The sequence below is a fragment of the Pseudomonas sp. LBUM1661 genome (genome assembly GCF_059695925.1).
The window spans coordinates 4948658-4967294 of the sequence record NZ_CP166794.1; the positions used below are offsets into that span (position 1 = coordinate 4948658).

Annotated in this window: 19 protein-coding genes and 2 pseudogenes; 14 read left to right on the forward strand and 7 right to left on the reverse strand. The window is 51.6% G+C overall.

Going from position 1 to position 18637, the window contains the following annotated elements; translation table 11 throughout:
* Entirely contained in the window at positions 1-1209 is a 1209-nt protein-coding gene (locus ACA057_RS22595; RefSeq protein WP_497342484.1) for an ammonium transporter, read from the reverse strand.
* A gap of 325 nt (positions 1210-1534) precedes the next feature.
* Between ACA057_RS22595 and ACA057_RS22600 the strand changes: the two genes are divergently transcribed.
* The 10 genes from ACA057_RS22600 to ACA057_RS22645 all read left to right on the forward strand — a co-directional run bounded on the left by ACA057_RS22600 (position 1535) and on the right by ACA057_RS22645 (position 11624).
* Complete coding sequence (locus ACA057_RS22600; RefSeq protein ID WP_401354629.1) at positions 1535-1849, forward strand: ElaB/YgaM/YqjD family protein; 315 nt, start codon at positions 1535-1537, stop codon at positions 1847-1849.
* Between the two features lie 2 nt (positions 1850-1851).
* Positions 1852-2241 (forward strand): phage holin family protein, encoded by a 390-nt coding sequence (locus tag ACA057_RS22605; protein WP_401354627.1) that lies wholly within the window; start codon positions 1852-1854, stop codon positions 2239-2241.
* Entirely contained in the window at positions 2238-2579 is a 342-nt protein-coding gene (locus tag ACA057_RS22610; protein ID WP_059402374.1) for a hypothetical protein, read from the forward strand. The genes ACA057_RS22605 and ACA057_RS22610 overlap by 4 nt, the downstream gene beginning before the upstream one ends.
* Positions 2580-2704: 125 nt before the next feature.
* The gene (locus ACA057_RS22615; RefSeq protein WP_497342488.1) at positions 2705-3871 is read left to right on the forward strand and encodes an EAL domain-containing protein; all 1167 of its coding nucleotides are present in this window, start codon (positions 2705-2707) and stop codon (positions 3869-3871) included.
* Between the two features lie 92 nt (positions 3872-3963).
* Complete coding sequence (locus ACA057_RS22620) at positions 3964-5292, forward strand: deoxyguanosinetriphosphate triphosphohydrolase (RefSeq protein WP_497342490.1); 1329 nt, start codon at positions 3964-3966, stop codon at positions 5290-5292.
* A 182-nt stretch (positions 5293-5474) separates the two neighbouring features.
* Positions 5475-5867 (forward strand): response regulator, encoded by a 393-nt coding sequence (locus ACA057_RS22625; RefSeq protein WP_497342492.1) that lies wholly within the window; start codon positions 5475-5477, stop codon positions 5865-5867.
* 747 nt (positions 5868-6614) lie between these two features.
* Complete coding sequence (locus tag ACA057_RS22630) at positions 6615-7763, forward strand: tyrosine-type recombinase/integrase (protein ID WP_497342494.1); 1149 nt, start codon at positions 6615-6617, stop codon at positions 7761-7763.
* Entirely contained in the window at positions 7750-9363 is a 1614-nt protein-coding gene (locus ACA057_RS22635; RefSeq protein WP_497342496.1) for a hypothetical protein, read from the forward strand. Before ACA057_RS22630 ends, ACA057_RS22635 begins: the two co-directional genes overlap by 14 nt.
* Positions 9364-9381: 18 nt before the next feature.
* Complete coding sequence (locus tag ACA057_RS22640; protein WP_497342498.1) at positions 9382-11196, forward strand: site-specific integrase; 1815 nt, start codon at positions 9382-9384, stop codon at positions 11194-11196.
* Positions 11196-11624, forward strand: a complete 429-nt coding sequence (locus tag ACA057_RS22645) for a TetR family transcriptional regulator (protein WP_497342500.1) — start codon at positions 11196-11198, stop codon at positions 11622-11624. The genes ACA057_RS22640 and ACA057_RS22645 overlap by 1 nt, the downstream gene beginning before the upstream one ends.
* Positions 11625-11688: 64 nt before the next feature.
* Here ACA057_RS22645 and ACA057_RS22650 read toward each other — a convergent pair.
* From ACA057_RS22650 to ACA057_RS22665, 4 genes and pseudogenes are all read right to left on the reverse strand, one after another.
* Positions 11689-11993: pseudogene (locus ACA057_RS22650) on the reverse strand (histone-like nucleoid-structuring protein, MvaT/MvaU family).
* A 492-nt stretch (positions 11994-12485) separates the two neighbouring features.
* A complete protein-coding gene (locus tag ACA057_RS22655) occupies positions 12486-12929 on the reverse strand; it encodes a hypothetical protein (protein ID WP_497342502.1) in 444 nt (147 codons plus the stop codon).
* A 146-nt stretch (positions 12930-13075) separates the two neighbouring features.
* Positions 13076-13570 carry a hypothetical protein gene (locus ACA057_RS22660; protein ID WP_497342504.1) on the reverse strand — a complete coding sequence of 165 codons (495 nt, stop codon included), beginning with the start codon at positions 13568-13570 and terminating at the stop codon, positions 13076-13078.
* Positions 13571-13943: 373 nt separating this feature from the next.
* Positions 13944-14372 carry a hypothetical protein gene (locus ACA057_RS22665; RefSeq protein ID WP_497342506.1) on the reverse strand — a complete coding sequence of 143 codons (429 nt, stop codon included), beginning with the start codon at positions 14370-14372 and terminating at the stop codon, positions 13944-13946.
* A gap of 91 nt (positions 14373-14463) precedes the next feature.
* Between ACA057_RS22665 and ACA057_RS22670 the strand changes: the two genes are divergently transcribed.
* The 3 genes from ACA057_RS22670 to ACA057_RS22680 all read left to right on the forward strand — a co-directional run bounded on the left by ACA057_RS22670 (position 14464) and on the right by ACA057_RS22680 (position 15536).
* Positions 14464-14772, forward strand: a complete 309-nt coding sequence (locus ACA057_RS22670; protein WP_497342508.1) for a helix-turn-helix domain-containing protein — start codon at positions 14464-14466, stop codon at positions 14770-14772.
* A 56-nt stretch (positions 14773-14828) separates the two neighbouring features.
* Positions 14829-15278: an antitoxin Xre/MbcA/ParS toxin-binding domain-containing protein gene (locus ACA057_RS22675; RefSeq protein WP_497342510.1), complete on the forward strand. Its 450-nt coding sequence runs from the start codon at positions 14829-14831 to the stop codon at positions 15276-15278.
* Between the two features lie 114 nt (positions 15279-15392).
* Entirely contained in the window at positions 15393-15536 is a 144-nt protein-coding gene (locus ACA057_RS22680) for a hypothetical protein (protein ID WP_497342512.1), read from the forward strand.
* A gap of 862 nt (positions 15537-16398) precedes the next feature.
* On the opposite strand, the pseudogene ACA057_RS22685 reads toward ACA057_RS22680, so the two are convergent.
* Positions 16399-16742: pseudogene (locus ACA057_RS22685) on the reverse strand (transposase domain-containing protein); the annotation flags it as partial.
* A gap of 390 nt (positions 16743-17132) precedes the next feature.
* Positions 17133-17744 carry a TetR/AcrR family transcriptional regulator gene (locus ACA057_RS22690; RefSeq protein WP_497342514.1) on the reverse strand — a complete coding sequence of 204 codons (612 nt, stop codon included), beginning with the start codon at positions 17742-17744 and terminating at the stop codon, positions 17133-17135.
* Positions 17745-17857: 113 nt separating this feature from the next.
* Here ACA057_RS22690 and ACA057_RS22695 point away from each other — a divergent pair, with 113 nt between their 5' ends.
* Positions 17858-18631, forward strand: a complete 774-nt coding sequence (locus ACA057_RS22695; RefSeq protein ID WP_497342516.1) for an SDR family NAD(P)-dependent oxidoreductase — start codon at positions 17858-17860, stop codon at positions 18629-18631.
* The last annotated feature ends 6 nt before the right edge of the window (positions 18632-18637 follow it).

An 18637-nucleotide genomic window follows, 5' to 3' on the forward strand; every position in this document is an offset into this window, starting at 1 on the left:
TCAGTCCTGGCTGACTGCGCCGATCTTGTGCACCGACAGGTCCGCGCCGTAATACTCTTCTTCCTGGCTCAGGCGCAGGCCATGGAACGCCTTGATCACGCCGTACACCGCAAAACCGCCGACCAGCGCCACGGTCACCCCCAGCGCGGTGCCGATCAACTGGCTGACCAGGCTCACGCCGCCCAGACCACCCAATGCACTCTGACCGAAGATGCCGCAGGCGATCCCGCCCCACACACCGCACAAACCATGCAACGGCCAGACACCCAGCACATCGTCGATATGCCATTTGCCTTGGGCCGCGGTAAAGCACCAGACGAACAACGCCCCGGCGAGTGCGCCAGTCACCAGCGCGCCTACCGGGTGCATCAGATCGGAACCGGCGCAGATCGCCACCAGGCCGGCCAGCGGGCCGTTATGCAGAAAGCCCGGGTCATTGCGCCCGACAATCAGCGCCGCCACAGTGCCGCCGACCATGGCCATCAGCGAGTTCACCGCCACCAGCCCACTGACACCTTGCAGGGTTTGCGCACTCATGACGTTAAACCCGAACCAGCCCACGATCAGAATCCACGAGCCCAACGCCAGGAAGGGAATACTCGAGGGCGCGAACGCCACCAGTTTCCCGTCTCGGTAACGACCATTGCGCGGGCCCAACAACAACACCGCTGCCAGCGCCAGCCAGCCACCCATGGCGTGGACCACGACAGAGCCTGCAAAATCATGGAAGCTGGCGCCAAAGCGCTCCAGCAACCAGGCTTGCAGGCCAAAGTTGCCGTTCCAGATCATGCCCTCGAAGAACGGATAGATGAACGCCACGATCAATGCGGTCGCGCACAATTGCGGAACAAACCGGGCACGCTCGGCGATGCCTCCGGAAATAATCGCCGGGATCGCTGCGGCAAAGGTCAGCAGAAAGAAAAACTTCACCAGCGCATAGCCATGATCGGCGTTGATCACTGCCGCCGGTTGCATAAAGGTGACGCCGTAGGAAATCCAATAGCCTATAAAGAAGTAGGCCAGGGTCGAAATGGCGAAGTCGCTGAGGATCTTCGACAACGCGTTGACCTGGTTCTTTTGGCGAACCGTGCCGACTTCAAGAAAGGCGAAACCGGCGTGCATGGCCAGTACCATGACCGCGCCGATCAGAATGAACAACGTATTGGAGCTATGGACCAGACTGTCCACAGCGCTTTGCAGATTTTCCATGGGGTTGGCAGACCTGAAGGCTAAAAAAGCACCAAAGCAGTTCGCGCAGTCAATTCATGCACCAAGTTGCAACTTCTCGGGATCGCAGATCCGATTCCCACGAACCGCTTTGGCGCACAAACGTTATCGAGGTCGATCACGACCGGGACATTCGCGCGGGTTTTAATTGTTTGAGTCAGGGTTTTCCTGAAATCATGCCCAGCAACAGCGCAACGGCGCAGGCAGACGCACCACGACGTAGCAAAAGTTGTACCAGTCATTTGTACTGAACCTTCACGCAAGGCTCATACTCGAACGCAACAGAAGCCACTTACGGAGATCACCAATGGCCAGCATCAAGGCAAAGACTGCTCAAGAAATCCTGATGAACGATTTTCAGACACTCGTCAGCGACACCGAACGGTTGCTGGAACACACCGCCACATTGGCGGGTGATCAGGCAGACGAATTGCGCGAGCAGATCCACGACAGTCTGCTGCGTGCACGGGAAACCTTGAAACTGACCGAAGACTCCCTGCGCTTGCGCGGCAAGGCAGCCGTCACCGCCACCGAAGACTACGTGCAGGCCAACCCATGGCAATCGGTCGGAATCGCGGCCGGCGTGGGTTTCCTGATTGGTCTGCTGGCCACTCGGCGCTGATCATGGCGATCGGTGAATCCGGACCGTCCGCGACGGGCCCAAGCTCCTCACCGCGGCGCCTGGGTGCCGCTTTTCTCGGACTGCTGCACAGCCATGTCGAACTGTTCGGCATCGAATTGCAGGAACAAAAAGCCCGCACTGTCAGCCTGCTGCTGTTTGCAGGCCTGGCGCTGGTGTTTGCCTTGCTGTTGCTGGTGGGGCTGTCGACGCTGGTGTTGATCCTGTTTTGGGACACCTATCGCTTGCCGGCTATCATCGCGCTTTGCGTGTTCTACACCCTGGCCTGCGTTTTCTGTGCGATGCGCTTGAGAGCGGCGATTTTCGATGAGTCCTCGCCCTTCCACGGGACGTTGGAAGAATTGGCCAACGATCGGGAGCGCCTGTTGCCATGAGCCTGCCTGAACTGCCTCATAACAGCTCGCGTACAGAAATGCGCAAGGCACTGATCCGCCTGCGCATGGAAATGCATCGCCAGGAAATCCGCCACGAATCCGCACAACTGCTGGTGCCTTTGCAGCGCGTGCGCGGGATGACGCAAAACCTTCAGGATGGTTTCGGCATCAAACACGCTCCACTGTGGGGCGTGGCGGCCGTCACCTTGCTGGGCTTTTTGACCGGCAAGGGCGCCAAGAGTGGGGGCGTCAGCAGCCTGACGAGGCTGGTTCGCCTGGGCACCACGCTGGGCCCGCTGATCAAGCTGGTCATGCAAGGCTCTTCGCGCAACCACTAAGCCATCCTCTGGCTGCATTCTTGCAACACCGCCGGGATTGAACCTCTTTATCGAGGGGTTCAATCCTGCATGCCTATCCGGTTATCAGGTTCAATCCAAGAACAAGACCTTACTAAGGAGGCCTCGTGATCGACGGGCAACCGCTCGCCTGCTTTCAGCCGTTCATCGATACCGCCACCGGCCGTATCGCCGGCGTCGAGGCACTGGGTCGACTGCGCCAGGCCGACGGACAACTGACCTCGGTGGGACCGCTGTTCGCCGACCCGCGCACGCCCGCCGTCGCCCTGCGTCGCCTCGACCGGCAGATCCGCGATAACGCCCTTAGCCGCTTGCATGAAGCGCCTGCAGACTGGTTTCTGAGTTTGAACATGTCTCCGCGCTGGATCAGCCGTCTGCGCCCGGAGGATCAGGCGCTGCCGAGCCTCAAGCAACTGAACAGGCACGGTGTCGACACGCAGCGCATCGTCTTCGAAATTACCGAACAGGAGGGCGACATCCAGCGCCTGGCAGACGTGGTGGCGCGTTACCGACACGCCGGCGCGCGGATTGCCATCGATGATTTCGGTGCCGGCTACTCTCAGCTCGACCGTGTGCTGGCGTTGCAACCGGACATTCTCAAGCTCGACATGCGCTTGTTCCAGGCCGCTGCGTTGGGTGGACCGAGCAGCGATGTGGTCAAGGCCCTGGCGCAAATGGCGGAGAAAACCGGGTGCTGGATCATTGCCGAAGGGGTGGAAACCGACGCGCAACTGAATTTTGCCCTGGAGTGTGGCTCGCGCTACGTACAAGGTTTTCTGTTCGCCCGGGCGCAACAAGAATTCTTTGCCACCGACGCCTTTGTCGAGCGCTTCGCACAACTGCGTCAGCGCTATGTTCAACAGAAACTGGCAGAACGTGGCCGCCTGATGATCATGCGCCAGCAACTCAGCGAACTGATGGCCATTCTGCAAGGCTGGGCCCAGGCCCAAGCCCCTCTCAGCGCCCTACCGCACCTGGATGCTTTTCCCTGGCTGTTGCGCTTCTATCAATGCGACCGCCACGGCACACAACTGACGCCCAACCTCGAATGGCATAATCACCGCTGGGAGTCCGACCACCGCTACGTGGGCCATAACTGGTCTTGGCGCCCGTACTTTTATCACCTGCTGGCCGAGGGCTGGGAGCAGCGCCGGCTGACGCTTTCCAACACCTACCGCGACGCCACCAGCAACCAGTATTGCCTCACCGCCGGGCAATTTTTCGACAACGGCGAGCGACTGCTGCTGATCGACATCGACGCCGCGGGGCTGTAGGCGCGAGCTTGCTCGCGATGCGTTTTCCCCTTGCAGGTCCTGACGCGAACCCGGAAGCTAGGGAATCAGTCACCAGACGGAGAGAACCAGCCTTGGATTGGCCAACCCTGCTTACCCGCGAACGCCTCGGAAAGCCCCTGCACAGTCCGCAAGAACTCGGCCGCAGTCCTTTCCATAAAGACCACGACCGCATCATTTTCTCCGGCGCGTTTCGCCGACTCGGGCGCAAGACGCAGGTCCATCCGGTCTCCAGCAACGACCACATCCACACGCGCCTGACGCACTCGCTGGAAGTCAGTTGCGTCGGTCGTTCACTGGGCATGCGTGTCGGTGAAACCATTCGCAGCGCCCTGCCCGACTGGTGCGAACCTAGTGATCTGGGGATGGTCGTGCAATCAGCCTGCCTGGCTCACGACATCGGCAATCCGCCCTTCGGTCACTCCGGCGAAGACGCAATTCGCCACTGGTTCCAGCAAGCTGCCGGTCGAGGCTGGCTGGATGCAATGAGCGAAGTCGAACGCGACGACTTCCTCAATTTCGAAGGTAACGCGCAAGGCTTCCGGGTACTCACCCAGCTGGAATATCACCAGTTCGACGGCGGCACCCGGCTGACCTACGCCACCTTGGGCACCTATCTGAAGTACCCATGGACGGCCAAACACGCCGATTCCCTGGGCTACAAGAAACACAAGTTCGGCTGCTATCAGAGTGAATTGCCGTTGCTGGAGCAGATCGCCCATAAACTCGGCCTGCCACAACTTGAGGAACAACGCTGGGCACGCCATCCGCTGGTGTACCTGATGGAAGCTGCCGATGACATCTGCTACGCGCTGATCGATCTGGAAGACGGTCTCGAGATGGAATTACTGGAGTACGCCGAAGTCGAGTCCCTGTTGCTGGACCTGGTGGGCGATGACCTTCCGGAAACCTATCGTCAGCTCGGGCCTAAAGATTCGCGGCGGCGCAAACTCGCAATACTGCGAGGCAAAGCCATCGAGCACCTGACCAACGCGGCGGCCCGCGCCTTTGTCGAGCAACAGGACGCGTTGCTCGCCGGTACGCTGCCCGGCGATCTGGTGGAACACATGCACGGTCCAGCCAAGCGTTGCGTACTGAATGCCAAGGACATGGCGCGCAAGAAAATATTCCAGGACAAGCGCAAGACCCTGCACGAAATCGGCGCCTACACCACGCTGGAAATCCTGCTCAACGCCTTCTGCGGCGCCGCGCTGGAACAACACAACGGTCGAACGCCCTCCTTCAAGAGTCGCCGTATCCTCGACTTGCTAGGCAACAATGCGCCCGATCCCAATGGCCCATTGCACACCTCGTTTCTGCGCATGATCGACTTCATTGCCGGCATGACCGACAGCTATGCGAGCGACATGGCGCTGGAGATGACCGGGCGATCGAGCCGCTGATGACAACCGACTGTTCAGCCATTACGCCGTGTTAAATGGCTGATCAGTCACTAAAAACCCAACTGCATTCAACACGCGCTGAATTGCCCTACATCTCATGGCGAGCGAACTGATCGATTCCCCGGTATTCTCGCGAAATAATTCCGCTTCCCTCTGTTCGACAGATGAGCGTGAATAATCCAATGTTCAACGACGATCTACGCATCCTGCTGGTGGAAGATCATCCCTTTCAACTCAGGGCGACTCAATACCTGCTTGAAAGTTACGGCTTCACCCAACTGACCACCACGGACAGTGCCGAAGGCGCCTTGCATCAAATGCTCCAGGCTGTGCAACCGTTCGATATCCTTTTGTGCGACCAATGTCTTCCCGACCTTCCCGGAATTGAATTGGTTAAATTTGCCAGTCATCGAGGAATGATCAGACAGGCCATACTGCTAAGCAGTCTGACACCTATAGAACTTGACGGACTTGAAAGAACAGCCCACGAACATGGACTGCCCTTGTTGGGTTACTTGATCAAGCCACTGAAACAATCGGAATTCAGAAACTTATTGACCTTGGCATCGCTATAAAAACCACAACACAAAAACACACTAAAAAAACCGTTAAGAACACCCACCAAAACTTACACCAAAACACTTTAAAGACACTCACTTAGCACCCAACGCTTTCACCTGTCCTCATAGAAAACCTAATTGATGCGTAGTCCAATTCTTCTTAGTTTGTAGGATTATTCCTATATTGCCGCTACAGGTCTGTCAGTTCATGCGTCGTCTCAACTATCTGAAAAGTACACCAACAACCGTTACTTTTTACTAGCTCCCGCTGACCATCCCTTTATTTATCATCCTCCGCAACACGCGCTCAGGTCGTAACTCATAAATTTCAGCGAAAAATTCCGAAAATCACAGGGAGTTTGACTGGCACCTTGCTCTCGAAAAATGAGAAAAATTTTGATTTACACAGGAACCAACAAAAAACTCAGAAAAAAAACCCGCAAAAATCCTTACATAATAAAACCAAAAAAATTAATGAAAAAATTCGTTATGACAAAATCACCAGAATAAATCCATGACAAATAAAGACTATTAGAAACTGTTCAATTGAACAACTACCGTCAAATGAACAAAAATTATCATAATGACAGAACAGCAAAAACCTTAGCTCAAAAAAAAACATTTGACACTGCCGCACATGAGAACTAAGTTTCGATTGTCTCGAATCATATATCACGAAATTCACAGTACAACTTACTTACATCCTTCTTGAGATCAACGCAAACTAGACGAGTTGCGTAAAGCCGAAACGGAGCAAATCACATGAAGTTAGTTGTGAGTACTAACGAGTTTAAAATTCTTGGTACTCCCTACCCGGACTTTCCAATTGTGCTTGACAAACTTATGAACATTCACTGGCATATATTCCAGTTTCTCATTTTAACATGTATTACGCTGGGTAAAGTTAACAAGGAGAGTTGGGGACAATACGGTCGCGCCCTATATGACTACTTTAGCTTTTGCGAAGCAAACGGTCACGACTGGCGAAACACCAAGTTGACGGCTGAGCACTCGTTGACAGAGAAATACTACAATTGGAGCATATCTGAATGCCTTCTTGCTTCGAGCACGGTGAATGATCGGTTAAGCATCATATATCGTTTCTACGAGTATGCTCTTGAGAAGGGCTGGATATCTAGCTTGCCTTGGCTAGGAGAAAAACCTTTCCTAAAAGATCAAAAACCAAGTCTTGTAAAAAAAGATACAACAGGAGGCAACTCTAGCTATCCAAGCAGTGGGAAAGGTACAAGCACGTCTATAAGCGTCCTAAGCCGAACTCAGGTCGATGTGCTTTTGGACTCAATTATCAACATTGAATTGAAGTTAATAACCAGATTAGGGTTGGCTTGCGGCTTGAGGAAATCGGAACTGCTAACTTTCCCGCTACATTATATTGTTAACCCAGACGACTATCCAAGCCAAAAAAAGAACTTTCGCGTAATGCTCAAATCGCGGGACATGAAGATTAAGGGAAAGAAAGATCGGCAAATAGACATTCCAGCAACTTTAATGAAGGACTTATGGAACTACATTAAATTTGACCGCCAAGTGCGGGCAGCGTTATGCGTAAACGATGCAGACAGGAAAATTCTTTTTCTTAATGAGGAGGGTCGACGGTTTGCAAATGGTGGCCGGGGACTAAATAGGTTATACATCAAACTCAAGCTACCATTCAAAGTTTATCCTCATATTCTGAGGCATACGTATGCAACACACACTCTTTACGTTATGAGGAAAATGGGGCTCCCTCTAGAACCATTGATCTACGTCAGAGATCGGCTTGGTCATTCTAGCATCACTACTACTGAAATCTACCTCCATTTCATTGAGCTTGTAGACGATAACATTCTGGATACCGTGCAGAACAAGCTAGCTGAGTATTATGAGGAGGTGGCACGTGAAGCGGCGTAAGAATTTCGTATCTAACGAATCACAGATACTTGTAGGACGTGAATCCAGTGAGGCCCAGAAGTCTACTGGGGTCTCTGGCGCCCCGGAAGCTCCGCTTGATAGCGCCCGTGCGCCCCTCATTACATTTCCAGACAACGCTACAGACACAAGGTATTTTGACTCTACAAAGTTTCTAGGCAAGCGCTACGACGAGATCGTATTGACCGCGTTCGTCACGATCGCGAGACTTCTCGACTCCTCCATTAAGACAGGCCAGCAAACTATCGCCTATACTACACTTGTGAGCTACTGCACAATGGGCCTCGTACACTTGTTCGCTTATTGTGAGTATCTCATAAAGTCTAAATATTTTTTTTCTTTAACCTGCGCTAACATCTCAGAAGAATTTATCCTCGGGTTCGAAGAATTCTTGCAACGCAAAAAAATTAACTCGCAACGGCACATTTTCACTAGGGTAAAAAAAATCCTCACACAAAGAGAGTTCGCCGCGAACCCTTTGTGGTTTCCCGTGAACACTTTTGCAAAGCGCAGCCCAGAGAAGCCACCCCGATCAATACGCTTCACGCCACGTGAACACATGGCATTGAAGAATGCACTAGCTCGCGAAATAAGAATTATTCTCCCGGGAGAGAAATCGCTTACGCGCGAAGAACTTAATTTGTGCCTGTTAACAATTGCAGACAAAACCGGTGCGAATTTGCAACCGCTTTTGGAGCTTGATACGTCAGCTATAAGCGAACACCCTTTCCATCCACTTAAACGAATATTGACTCTTTACAAACGCCGAAACCACTCTAGCCATCCGATACCACTTATTCCATCTACCTTAGAAAACCAGGAAGATTTCCCCCAGTTTGTAGAAGCTCCTCCCTTTATAGAAAAGTTGATAGATACAATTATTTCACGCAATGAAAAGGCCCGTAGTAGCAGTCGTTATCCTTACAGAGTCTTTGTTTCATTCACAGCTCGACAACCAAACCAAAATGGACAAATCTTGGTGAAGTCGGCGATTGACGCCACCATTAATGGCTTGATTCGCAAATATTCTCTTAAATCAGAGAACGGTACACCACTTGTAGTAAATTTTGAGAGAATTCGAAAAACCTGGATTAACAACATATATGAAATATCGGACCATGATCCGTTCATCACAGCCGCACTTGCAAACCAAGGAGTAAAGGTAAGCAATGATCACTATTTACAAGCGCCTCCCGACGCTAAGAAAAAACATTACTTCATGGGTGAAGTCAGAGTCGACGAATTACTTAAACACAATTTTGATAATACGATCATTGCAAAATGCAGCGACACTCTAAACGGAGAGCGCGCACCAAAAGATGGTAGTCTCTGCGTGCAAGTTCTTGGTTGCTTTATTTGCTCGAATTTCGTGGTCACAGCAGACGATCTTTACCGACTATGCAGCTTTTACTTTTACTGTTTTCGCATGCGACCTAAGTTAGGAGCGAGAGCATGGAAAAAAACGCATAGCCGCATTACAAGGGTTATTTCTAATGAGATCCTACCCAAATTTGATAAAAGACTTGTGCAGTCTGCTTTAGAAAAAGCACGACAGAATCCGCATCCAGCCTGGAAACATTGAATATAAAAGGATTTCCTTATGATCGCCGGCTATCTCCTCAAAGAGTTAGAAGAAGCTATTGGAGACAATTCCTTTGACTCGCTCGTGGCAACCTACTATCTATCTGCGGACGATGTTCTTGCGCCGTTAAGCTTGTTCAAAGAAATGCGCTGGCGGCTACCTGATGAAATGTTTCCAGTAGGCACAGGCGAAAGCAGCAAGTGGCTCGATTTTTTGAGAATTCCGCAAAAATTTGTCCACGTTATTAAAATTAGTACTCTTCGTTATATTCGCTCCAGAAAAAAACAGATCAACAAGAAGCGTAGGGGTAGATCCATTGTCAGTCACCTCGAAAACTCGATTTACTTTCTCGCATATGCTGAGCCACTTAGCGACTCACTGAGTGGTATGAGTCAGATAATTTTTTCAAACTACGTATATGCTCTAAAAAACTACCCAGCCGCAAAAGGAAAAATTCTAACACCTGGGGTGATTACCTACCGACTACAAGCTATCGAGCGCCTTCATACTTTGACCAAAGGTCTGTTTGATCCTCTTCCTCAGCCATGGCCCTCTACAACTGCCTATGAGCTTTGTGGCCGAGCAGGCGCCGCCAGAGGCTATGTTAAAACGGCTCGCATCCCAGATGAAGTTCTTGCAAAGCTATTCCAAACTGCTGTGGCGAAGCTTGAGGGCGCAGAGTTTTTGCTTAACTTGTTACAAGAACATAAAAAAAATCTAGGTACACTAAATAAAAGAGATGCAGGGTACAAAAGTAGAACGCATCTGGAAGCTGAAGGATACTCAGGCAGTCTAAGCTCGCTGCGTGAAGAACTATCTTATACTCTAACCGCTTGTATGATCATCATTCTCACGACAACGGGTATAAGGTCAAATGAATTGCTTTCTCTTCCCACGGATGGCTATTTTACAACAATCGAGGATGGAGTCGAAATCAAATGGATACGTGGCATGGTTGAACACGTACCTAAAGTTTGGATTGCCAATACGATCACTCTCAGAGCGATGAATATGGCAGCGAAAATAACAGAAGACTTGCGAGATGAGTTGAACAATCAGATCGCTGATTTGGAAAAATCGCAGCTCGATAAGAAACTGCTATCAACAGTCAAAATTCATGAAAAATCTATTTTTCTTGGCGTGAAAACCAGAGGAAAAATAAGCACCTTTACAAATGGCACTGTGAATGAGCGTTTGAAACGCTTTGCAAAAATAGCCGGAGTTACTTGGAATTTAGCTTCGCACCAATTTCGCCCAACTTTCGCTTACTATGTTGTCCGCAGCAGGCATGGAGACATTCGATACTTAAAAGAACATTTCGGCCACGCTCATCTTGACATGCTTATTTCCTACAGCCATCACGGAGATCATGATGCAAGTCTCCTCGAAGAGGTAGGTTTCGCGCACAGCGAATATATGCAAGCCGCCATTGAACACATGCTTTTCGAGACGACGTACTTGGCCGGAGGCTTAGCAGATCAGATGAAAAAATTTCGAGACGAAATCAAAACTTACAAAAATCGATCTCAAATGATCAAATCTATTGCTGAGAACGTTTACCTACGCGCAACTTCAGTTGGATGGTGCGCCAAGGATACGTGCGATTGTATTGGTGGCACTGGGCTAGAACGGACACGCTGTGGGAAAGACGGTGGGTGTGTAAATTTCCTAGCAGACGATACTAACCTCCCTGTATGGCGCGAAATCGAAGCCCAGCAACTCGAACTGATTGATTTGGTTGATATAGGCGAGTCAGGTCGAGCGAGAGTGGCCAGAGACTTAGAACGCTGTAGAAGCGTGATAGCGAAACTTGATCCGGAGCAGAGACCTTAATGATTACTGTATCCGAACCATCTGAAACAATTGGTGAGAAAAGAAGAAAAAAAATACTACTTGCAATACTTCGAATCGAAAAAGGTAGACCTCGGATTGTCGAAAAAGGCCGAAAACTGAGCATCAGCTCGGCTGCTGAGGAAGCAGAGATATCCGCAGCATATATTCACAACAAGTTTCCAGATATAGCTGAACTCATTCGTCAAAAAATCGGAATTGATATACGCAAACAAAAGAATGCGATATCGGCCAAAGTGCACGATTTGAAAAGCGAAATGAGAAATCTTACAGTGGAGTTAAAAGAGCTAAAAAAAGAATTTGCATCGCTCGCCTCAATAAACGCTTCACTGATGCAAGAAAACGACAGGCTCATCTCGATTATCCAGAGTGATAACGTCAAGATGTTTCCGCCTAAATTACCAAGCTAAGATGAAACTGTCGATTTTCTTCATCAACATGAAATGTTCGACTTGGCAAATAATGCAGTGGCTATTATTTACGCCAGTTCTCAACTTCCTCTGCACCATGCTTAAGCTTCCACTGCTTCAGCAGGCGATGATTGCCTCCCCTCGTCTCTACTCGTTCTCCAGTCTATGGATGTGTGTAGATTTTGATTTCACGTGGTCGACGAGTAGTGCGACCTATTTGGGCAGCAGGGCCTTTACGCCGATTTCCTTGCGGAGCAAACAGGCTGATAACGTCTGGCAAGCTACGTCCGTAAGCGTTTAACAAGTTACGAAGCTTGGTTTCAAACTCCATTTCTTTCTGAAGGCCGGAGTCTTTTTCATAAGCTCCAGCTCCGCGACTTGCGAAGCTAGTTGCTGCTCAAGCTTCCTTTATTCGGCAAGACGAGACATGATAAGACCTTCTCTGACTAGTGATGGTTACTGCCCGCCACTCTCCAATGCGCTGAGGTGTGGGCACGGAATACCGATAATGTGGGACTTGGAACTCACCTACAGGCCTGGTTGATGCCGAGTCAAGATCAATTTAAAGTTATAATGAACTCAAAAGCCCACACCACCGATACTAGAACAACGAAAAGAATACGTGGGATTTTTTATACTCTCCCGAATCACATCATGGAAAGCTAGTGAGCATAGATAAATCAGTATCCGCTCGCGGGTGCCGGTCCATTAAAAATTTGGCAAGATTTGGCGGAGCCGGCACCGCGGCTCCCTGCTTGTTACTTTTTATATGACGTGGTTGCATACCCCGAATTTCCCATCATTACCACCGATGCGCAGGTGACTTGCCAGCAACAGAGGATTCACCCTACCAGAGCCATCTCAAGGTTTACCGAAAATCACCCGTGCCTTGAAGTGATTGCGAAGGATGAGATATGCCAAGGTGACACCGATAAGGCCGTAGATGATCATGGAGAAACCCATGGAATGGGTCGACTTCAGCACGCCAATGAAAAGCGGGCTTAAAAGAACCATGATTCCGACGCTGAGCGCGATGACCATTGAGAAAGGCTTCACGGGCGACAGCATGACTACCTCGCCATCTGCGAGCTTTGCAGCATAAATGGTATGTGTCCCAAAAATGCCTGGAACCAACGACAGTTTTACTGTCCTCCCCACTTTCAAAAACGATCTCATAAAGTCATCGCAAACGACGTTTTTTATGCGCTTGCCGTCAACCTTGATGAAGGACAGCGTTCTTTCACCGTCGGCATACGAACCAAAGCCAATTTCTTCAACAACACCATCTAGAATTATTATGCCCACAGTTGTATCTCCCCTTTCCAAGCGATTAGGACGATCTAGTCATGTAATTTGGAGCGGGCGGTAGTTACACGCCCCATCAGTCAACGGAAATGGAAGGTCTAGCAATGCTCCCGCGTCAGTGGCGCTCAATACCGCATAGACACATATCAGTACCGCTCAGGATCAACCCAGAACCCCAGTTCATTGAGAACGTCGTTGAGCGAACCCACAATTCTCGGCTCTGCGTACAACTCCCCAGCTGTATACGATAAAGCCACTGCCAATCGCATTTCTGCTTCGCCGAGACTCGCGGGATCAAATGGCCACACTTGAACCTTCGAGATGCTGAGGTCATTCACGTGAGAGACGTCAACCAACTCAAACCGCTCGTGGATGCTCATCCAGCCGTGCAACGGAATACCGTATGTAGGCTGTGGCCAATCGGCAAGCATCGTCCTTTTATCTAGAAATGAATCTCCAACCTGTACAAGCCCTTCAGTCGGCAGCTGCCGAACCATGAGGTCGAACAACCTAGGTGAAGACACGCACTTTTTCACGTCCTCTAGCTCGATGAAGCTGCCAGCCCTATAAAAGTAACTCTTCAAGTCATCGATGAGCCCATCTCGATTCACCATGCCAAACCGGGGCGGTTCAATTGCCATAGTGAGCCTCACACCGAGAATGATGTTGATCCAAGCTTCTGCTGGGTGCGCGGTTGCCACATATGACGCAGATATTCACCGAGGCGGTTTCCGCCAAACTGAGTACGCCCTCTACGTAATCGTCCCCTCCGCGGTAGTAAATCCTAAGTCCACCAAACTTCTCTTTCACCTCTTCGATCGTTACTTCGCACTCAGGCCTCGCATCTGCTCTCGCAGACACGAGGGCGAACGCGTGGTATAGGAGATCGAACCATCCGTCACCGCATTCAAAACCCCAGAAAAAGTGCTCGTCCACGATCCTGGCGTTGGGAAAGAGCGAGAGATTTGGCTTACACAGCAAATGCTCAAAATGCGGACTCACTTGAGACACCTCCTACCGGACAGGCCATATCGTCGACCCCGAGGTTTGCGCAGCGTTTGCGTGTTGGGTGGGATAAATTCCGCCGCCTGCAACCTCGTAGACATATCTGCTGCTGCTCTCCTCTCCAGGCAGGGCAATCAACCCTAGGAGTGGCTCCATTTGCCATTGCTCACTGCCGTTCATCCAACCTGGAGAAACCAGCTGAACTGAGTGAACGAACGCGTCCGGCGAATCGGATCGCACCAGGCTCATCAAGCCAATTACGTCGGGAATTAAGAACTGCTGGGAGCACACGCTGTCGGGTTCTCCATCTTGAAAATACTGATGCGTCACATAGAACCACTCCCGGTTTGAGGCCTGAGCAATGAATGCCCAGCGGGTCGTGTTTTGCTCGAACGACGGCAGTACCGGCAGCTTCGCTGCCTCGTAGGTTTCGAACATATAATTTCCCAGAAATCGTAAATGAACACTATAGTGCGTGGCATTATAGTGTTCATTTCATGCTTCATCATCTCTTTTATGAGATGAGAAAATGGAACTGAATACCGCTCTCGGCCGCTCCCTCAGGAAATTACGGTCGCGGCGAGGGCTCAGTCAGGATGATTTTGCGGTGGTGACAAGCCGGACCTACATCAGTCAGTTGGAGCGGGGATTGAAATCTCCAACGCTTGAGAAGATTGAGCAATTCGCAAAGTTCATGGACATTCACCCTGCAAGCCTCATTATTGGGTGCTACCTGGAAAGATCGTCGAAGGAGGACCTGCAATCGCTTTTTGAGAAAGTCAGGATCGATTTGGCCTTTGATCTCAAGACGAGCCAGGATACGCCTTCGGAAAAGTAGCTAGAATCTAGCTCCATACGCATCGATATCGGTGGTGTCGTCAGGGGGAGGCTGATATGGCTGAACACACTGAAACTGCTGCGACATCCTCGACGAGCCCCACTGACTTTCTGAGCATGCTCGATGCCCGAGCGGATTGGGTCACGACTTCAAAGCTCATTCGTGCGGGGCTGCCTGCGTCATTTTTCAATGAGCTGAGTTTTTTGGTTGGGCTGTCCCCAGCAGCGTTGGCCAAGCTGCTGGGCTTAAAGGACTCCGCGCGCCGACGATGGTTGAGGACAGGCACCCTGACCTCAACGGAAAGCGATTACCTTTATCGCACGGCTCTCGCCCTTCGGTCCGCGCTAGGCCTGTTTGATGGTGATCAGTTGGCCATGCGTGATTGGATCACTCGACCCTCCCTGGCCTTGGGCCAGAAGGCGCCAGTTGAGCTGTTCTCTACCTTTGTCGGCATCAACACCGTAGAAGCATTCATCTGGAAGATTGAGCACGGTGTCAGCGTCTGACCCAATGAGCTGGGGAAGCTCAGAGTTCAACTGGAGAAAGTACACGCAGTTGAGATGCGCCGCTTTCTGAATCATGTGACGCTTCAACTCCAATGCAATAGGAGTTAAGAAGTAATGGAAAAGATGAAGCAACTGATCAGCTTTTTGAGAAAGCAGACGCGCCAAACCATTGCCCTGTCGTTGGTTCCGCCTTTCTGTTTGCTCAGGATGGAAGACAACAATTGGGGCCTGATTCGCCTCACCGTTTCCATTGCTTAAGAAGTCGGCGTCTTGCACGCACTGCCCTACATCGTGGGCTGTGTAATCGTCACCCTGGTGACCTTGGCTACTGCCGGCGCGATCCTGTATCTCAGATCCAAGCACCTACAAACATCGATTGTTTAATCCAAGCAAGACACACATCGGGTACTTGATGTTGCTCGGTTGGTCTTGTGCCGAAACGGAATCTGAAGAGGCTCGACCGAGCCCCTTTCGTAAGCGGCTGGCAAACACACCTTGCGATGGAAGCGCATAGCTTGGTTGTTGGCTCACTCACTCGCTTTTTGATTACTGGTGAGTCAAATCTGAAATCGCGGCGACGACATTTATCACCATCTCTGCGACCGTGATTTCTCCGTTTAATCTAAGGGTTGGTTTAGTCAGTTGCTTGATCCACAGCTCATGTCTAGGCCTACTACGACCCGCTCTGCTGCCTGCTTCATAGCTTTCAGCCCATGTGAGAAACTGGTTCGCATACATATCGCCGCCAAGCAAAATTCGGTGGCCATACCGTTGTGATTCGCGTGACCTCAAGCGCTCCATTCGGAGTACCGTTGGAGTGTCAATGAATACCACCAGATCAGCGCTTTGAATCACCTCAGCCCCCCAGTCATCTAGTGATCCGGACAGTGCCCAGGGGGAAGTCAGCTAGCGCTTGTTTTAACAGAGCAAGTCTTTCTTCAGGCGGGTGTGATTTCTCAAAGGGAGGATCCGTCGGGTACCAATAGTAATCATCGACATCAAAATGAGGCACGCGAAGCCTGTCAGCCAAAGCTGCTCCTAACGTGCTAACTCCAGCCCCCGAAGCTCCGCTGATAAAAATCCGTTTACTCACCGCTTGATCTCCTGTCTTGCGAAATAATCAGCTGGAAGGCATCCGCCAATTGTGCGGCAGTAACGGAGCAACACCATTCGTCCGATGCGTTGGCAAACGTGTGAGCACGTCCTTCAAGTAGGTGTAAGGATCATGCCCATTAAGTCGGGCCGACTGGATCAAGCTCATGATCGCAGCCGCACGTTTGCCACTGCGTTATGAGCCTGCAAACAACCAGTTCGAGCGCCCAAGAGCCCAAGGCCGTATTTGGCTCTCTACCCAGTTTTTGTCGACAGGCACAGTACCGTCAGCGCTATCCAGCGTTTTAGGCTTTAATCCAGGGCCTTGGCAATAGCCGATCCTTCAGGCACAAGCTGTCTCTGGGCGATCAAGGCACGCAGTTCCAGTAGGTCATCTCCCTTCAACAGAACCACGGCGTGATGTTTACGGGGCGGGTACTCACGGTAATTTGGACAGTCAATGGTGTTGAGTATCAGCGGTTGACCGATCGTATCGCTGTCTTCGCAACATGAGTCGCCCCAACCCAATTGCCAGTGCGTAAGCTTGTCACCGTCGGAGCGACTCTCGGCTCCATGCTCCTGCCACCAGCTTCGCCATTCCAACGGGGGGGGCGATCAGGTTCTCGCGTGCACTTAAGGCCTCTTTCACCGCCTCCAGGTAGAAATTGGTCGAGGTCGAGTAGCCGTTTAGAGTTCGATAACTTAATTTTTTCGATCACTTTCTGCCCATCAACCAACCAGTGATCTGATCAACCTTCCGCATCAGCGTGGCAGTCGAAGTCCCTCCACGAGGAGCCCCGTCATTTGACCCGCATGGTCAGGCTTTCCAGTGAAAGTCGACATGCACAAAGTCGAAACCGCACACAGTATTTCGGCGGCATCCATTTCAGGACGCGCCTCACCGGCCGCCACCGCTGCTTCGTAGAGCTTCTGGGCCGCGGGGCGAAGGCGCTGATCGAAGCGGTCGAACACACCAGCAAACACGGGATCGCCGGAACTGAGTGCCTTGGCTAGACCCCGCTTGGTGCTGACAAACTCAGCATAGACCTGCATCCATTTCGCCAGCGCTTCGAACGGCGGATGTTTCGTAGCAAGGGCGGTGGCGGCTTCGGCACAGGCGTCCATTTCTCTGTCGAAGACTGCGGCAATCAGGTCGGCCCTCTGAGGAAAACGACGAAAGAGCGTGCCCATGCCGACGCCTGCTCGGTCGGCAATTTCACGAGTCGTGGCATTTACGCCCGTCGTGGCGAACAATTCAGTCGCCGCCGCTACCAGAGCGTCGATGCTTCGCTGAGCGTCGACGCGGAGGCGGCGTTTGCTACCTGCGTCCGGCGACGCGCGAGTCGGTTGGTCATCTGAGTGAACGTTTGACACATACGCCTCTTGCTAAAGGGAGCAATGCTCCATATGATAATCGGAGCATCGCTCCAGCTTATGCAGTTTAACGAAATGCGCTGGCGCCAACAACATCCCATATGGAGTTCAATATGCACGATATGCACGATATGCACGATATGCCCGTCGCACTCGTTACAGGCGCCAACCAAGGAATTGGACTCCAGATCGTCAAGGATCTGACCGCCAAGGGGTTCACCGTCCTCTTAGGCTCTCGCAATATCGAGCGCGGCGAGGCTGCTGCCAAGGCGGTGGGGGCGAACGCCGTCGCGATCCAGCTGGATGTGACGAATCAGGCGTCAGTCACGGCAGCGGCGGAGCGGATTCGCAAGGAGTTCGGCCGCCTCGACGTGCTGATCCAGAATGCTGCCATCTCGACGACCAGCGATCAGGTGCAAACTCCGGAGGAATATTCGAAGGCGCACCGCCCAAGCACCGTCTCCCTCTACGAGATGCGCACCATCTGGGATACGAACGTGTTCGGGGTGCTCTCTGTCTATCAGGCGATGGTGCCGATCTTGCGTGAAACGCCGAATTCTCGCATCGTCAACGTTTCCAGCGGTGCCGGGTCGCTGACGCTGATCTCTGACCCGAATTCTCCTTTGCGCGCATCTTTCGACACCACTTATGCCGCCTCGAAGACGGCTCTCAACGCCTTGACCCTAGCGATGGCGATCGAACTGGAGGCAGATGGCATCCCGGTCAATGCGGTGTCCCCCGGCTTCACCAAGACAAAGCTCAACGGCTTCGCTGGCACAGATACGGTAGAGGACGGGGCTGCCGAGGCCGTGCGCGTCGCACTGCTGGGTTCCGAAGGCCCAACCGGCATGTTTACGCACACTACGGTGGGTGTAATTCCCTGGTGATTTACC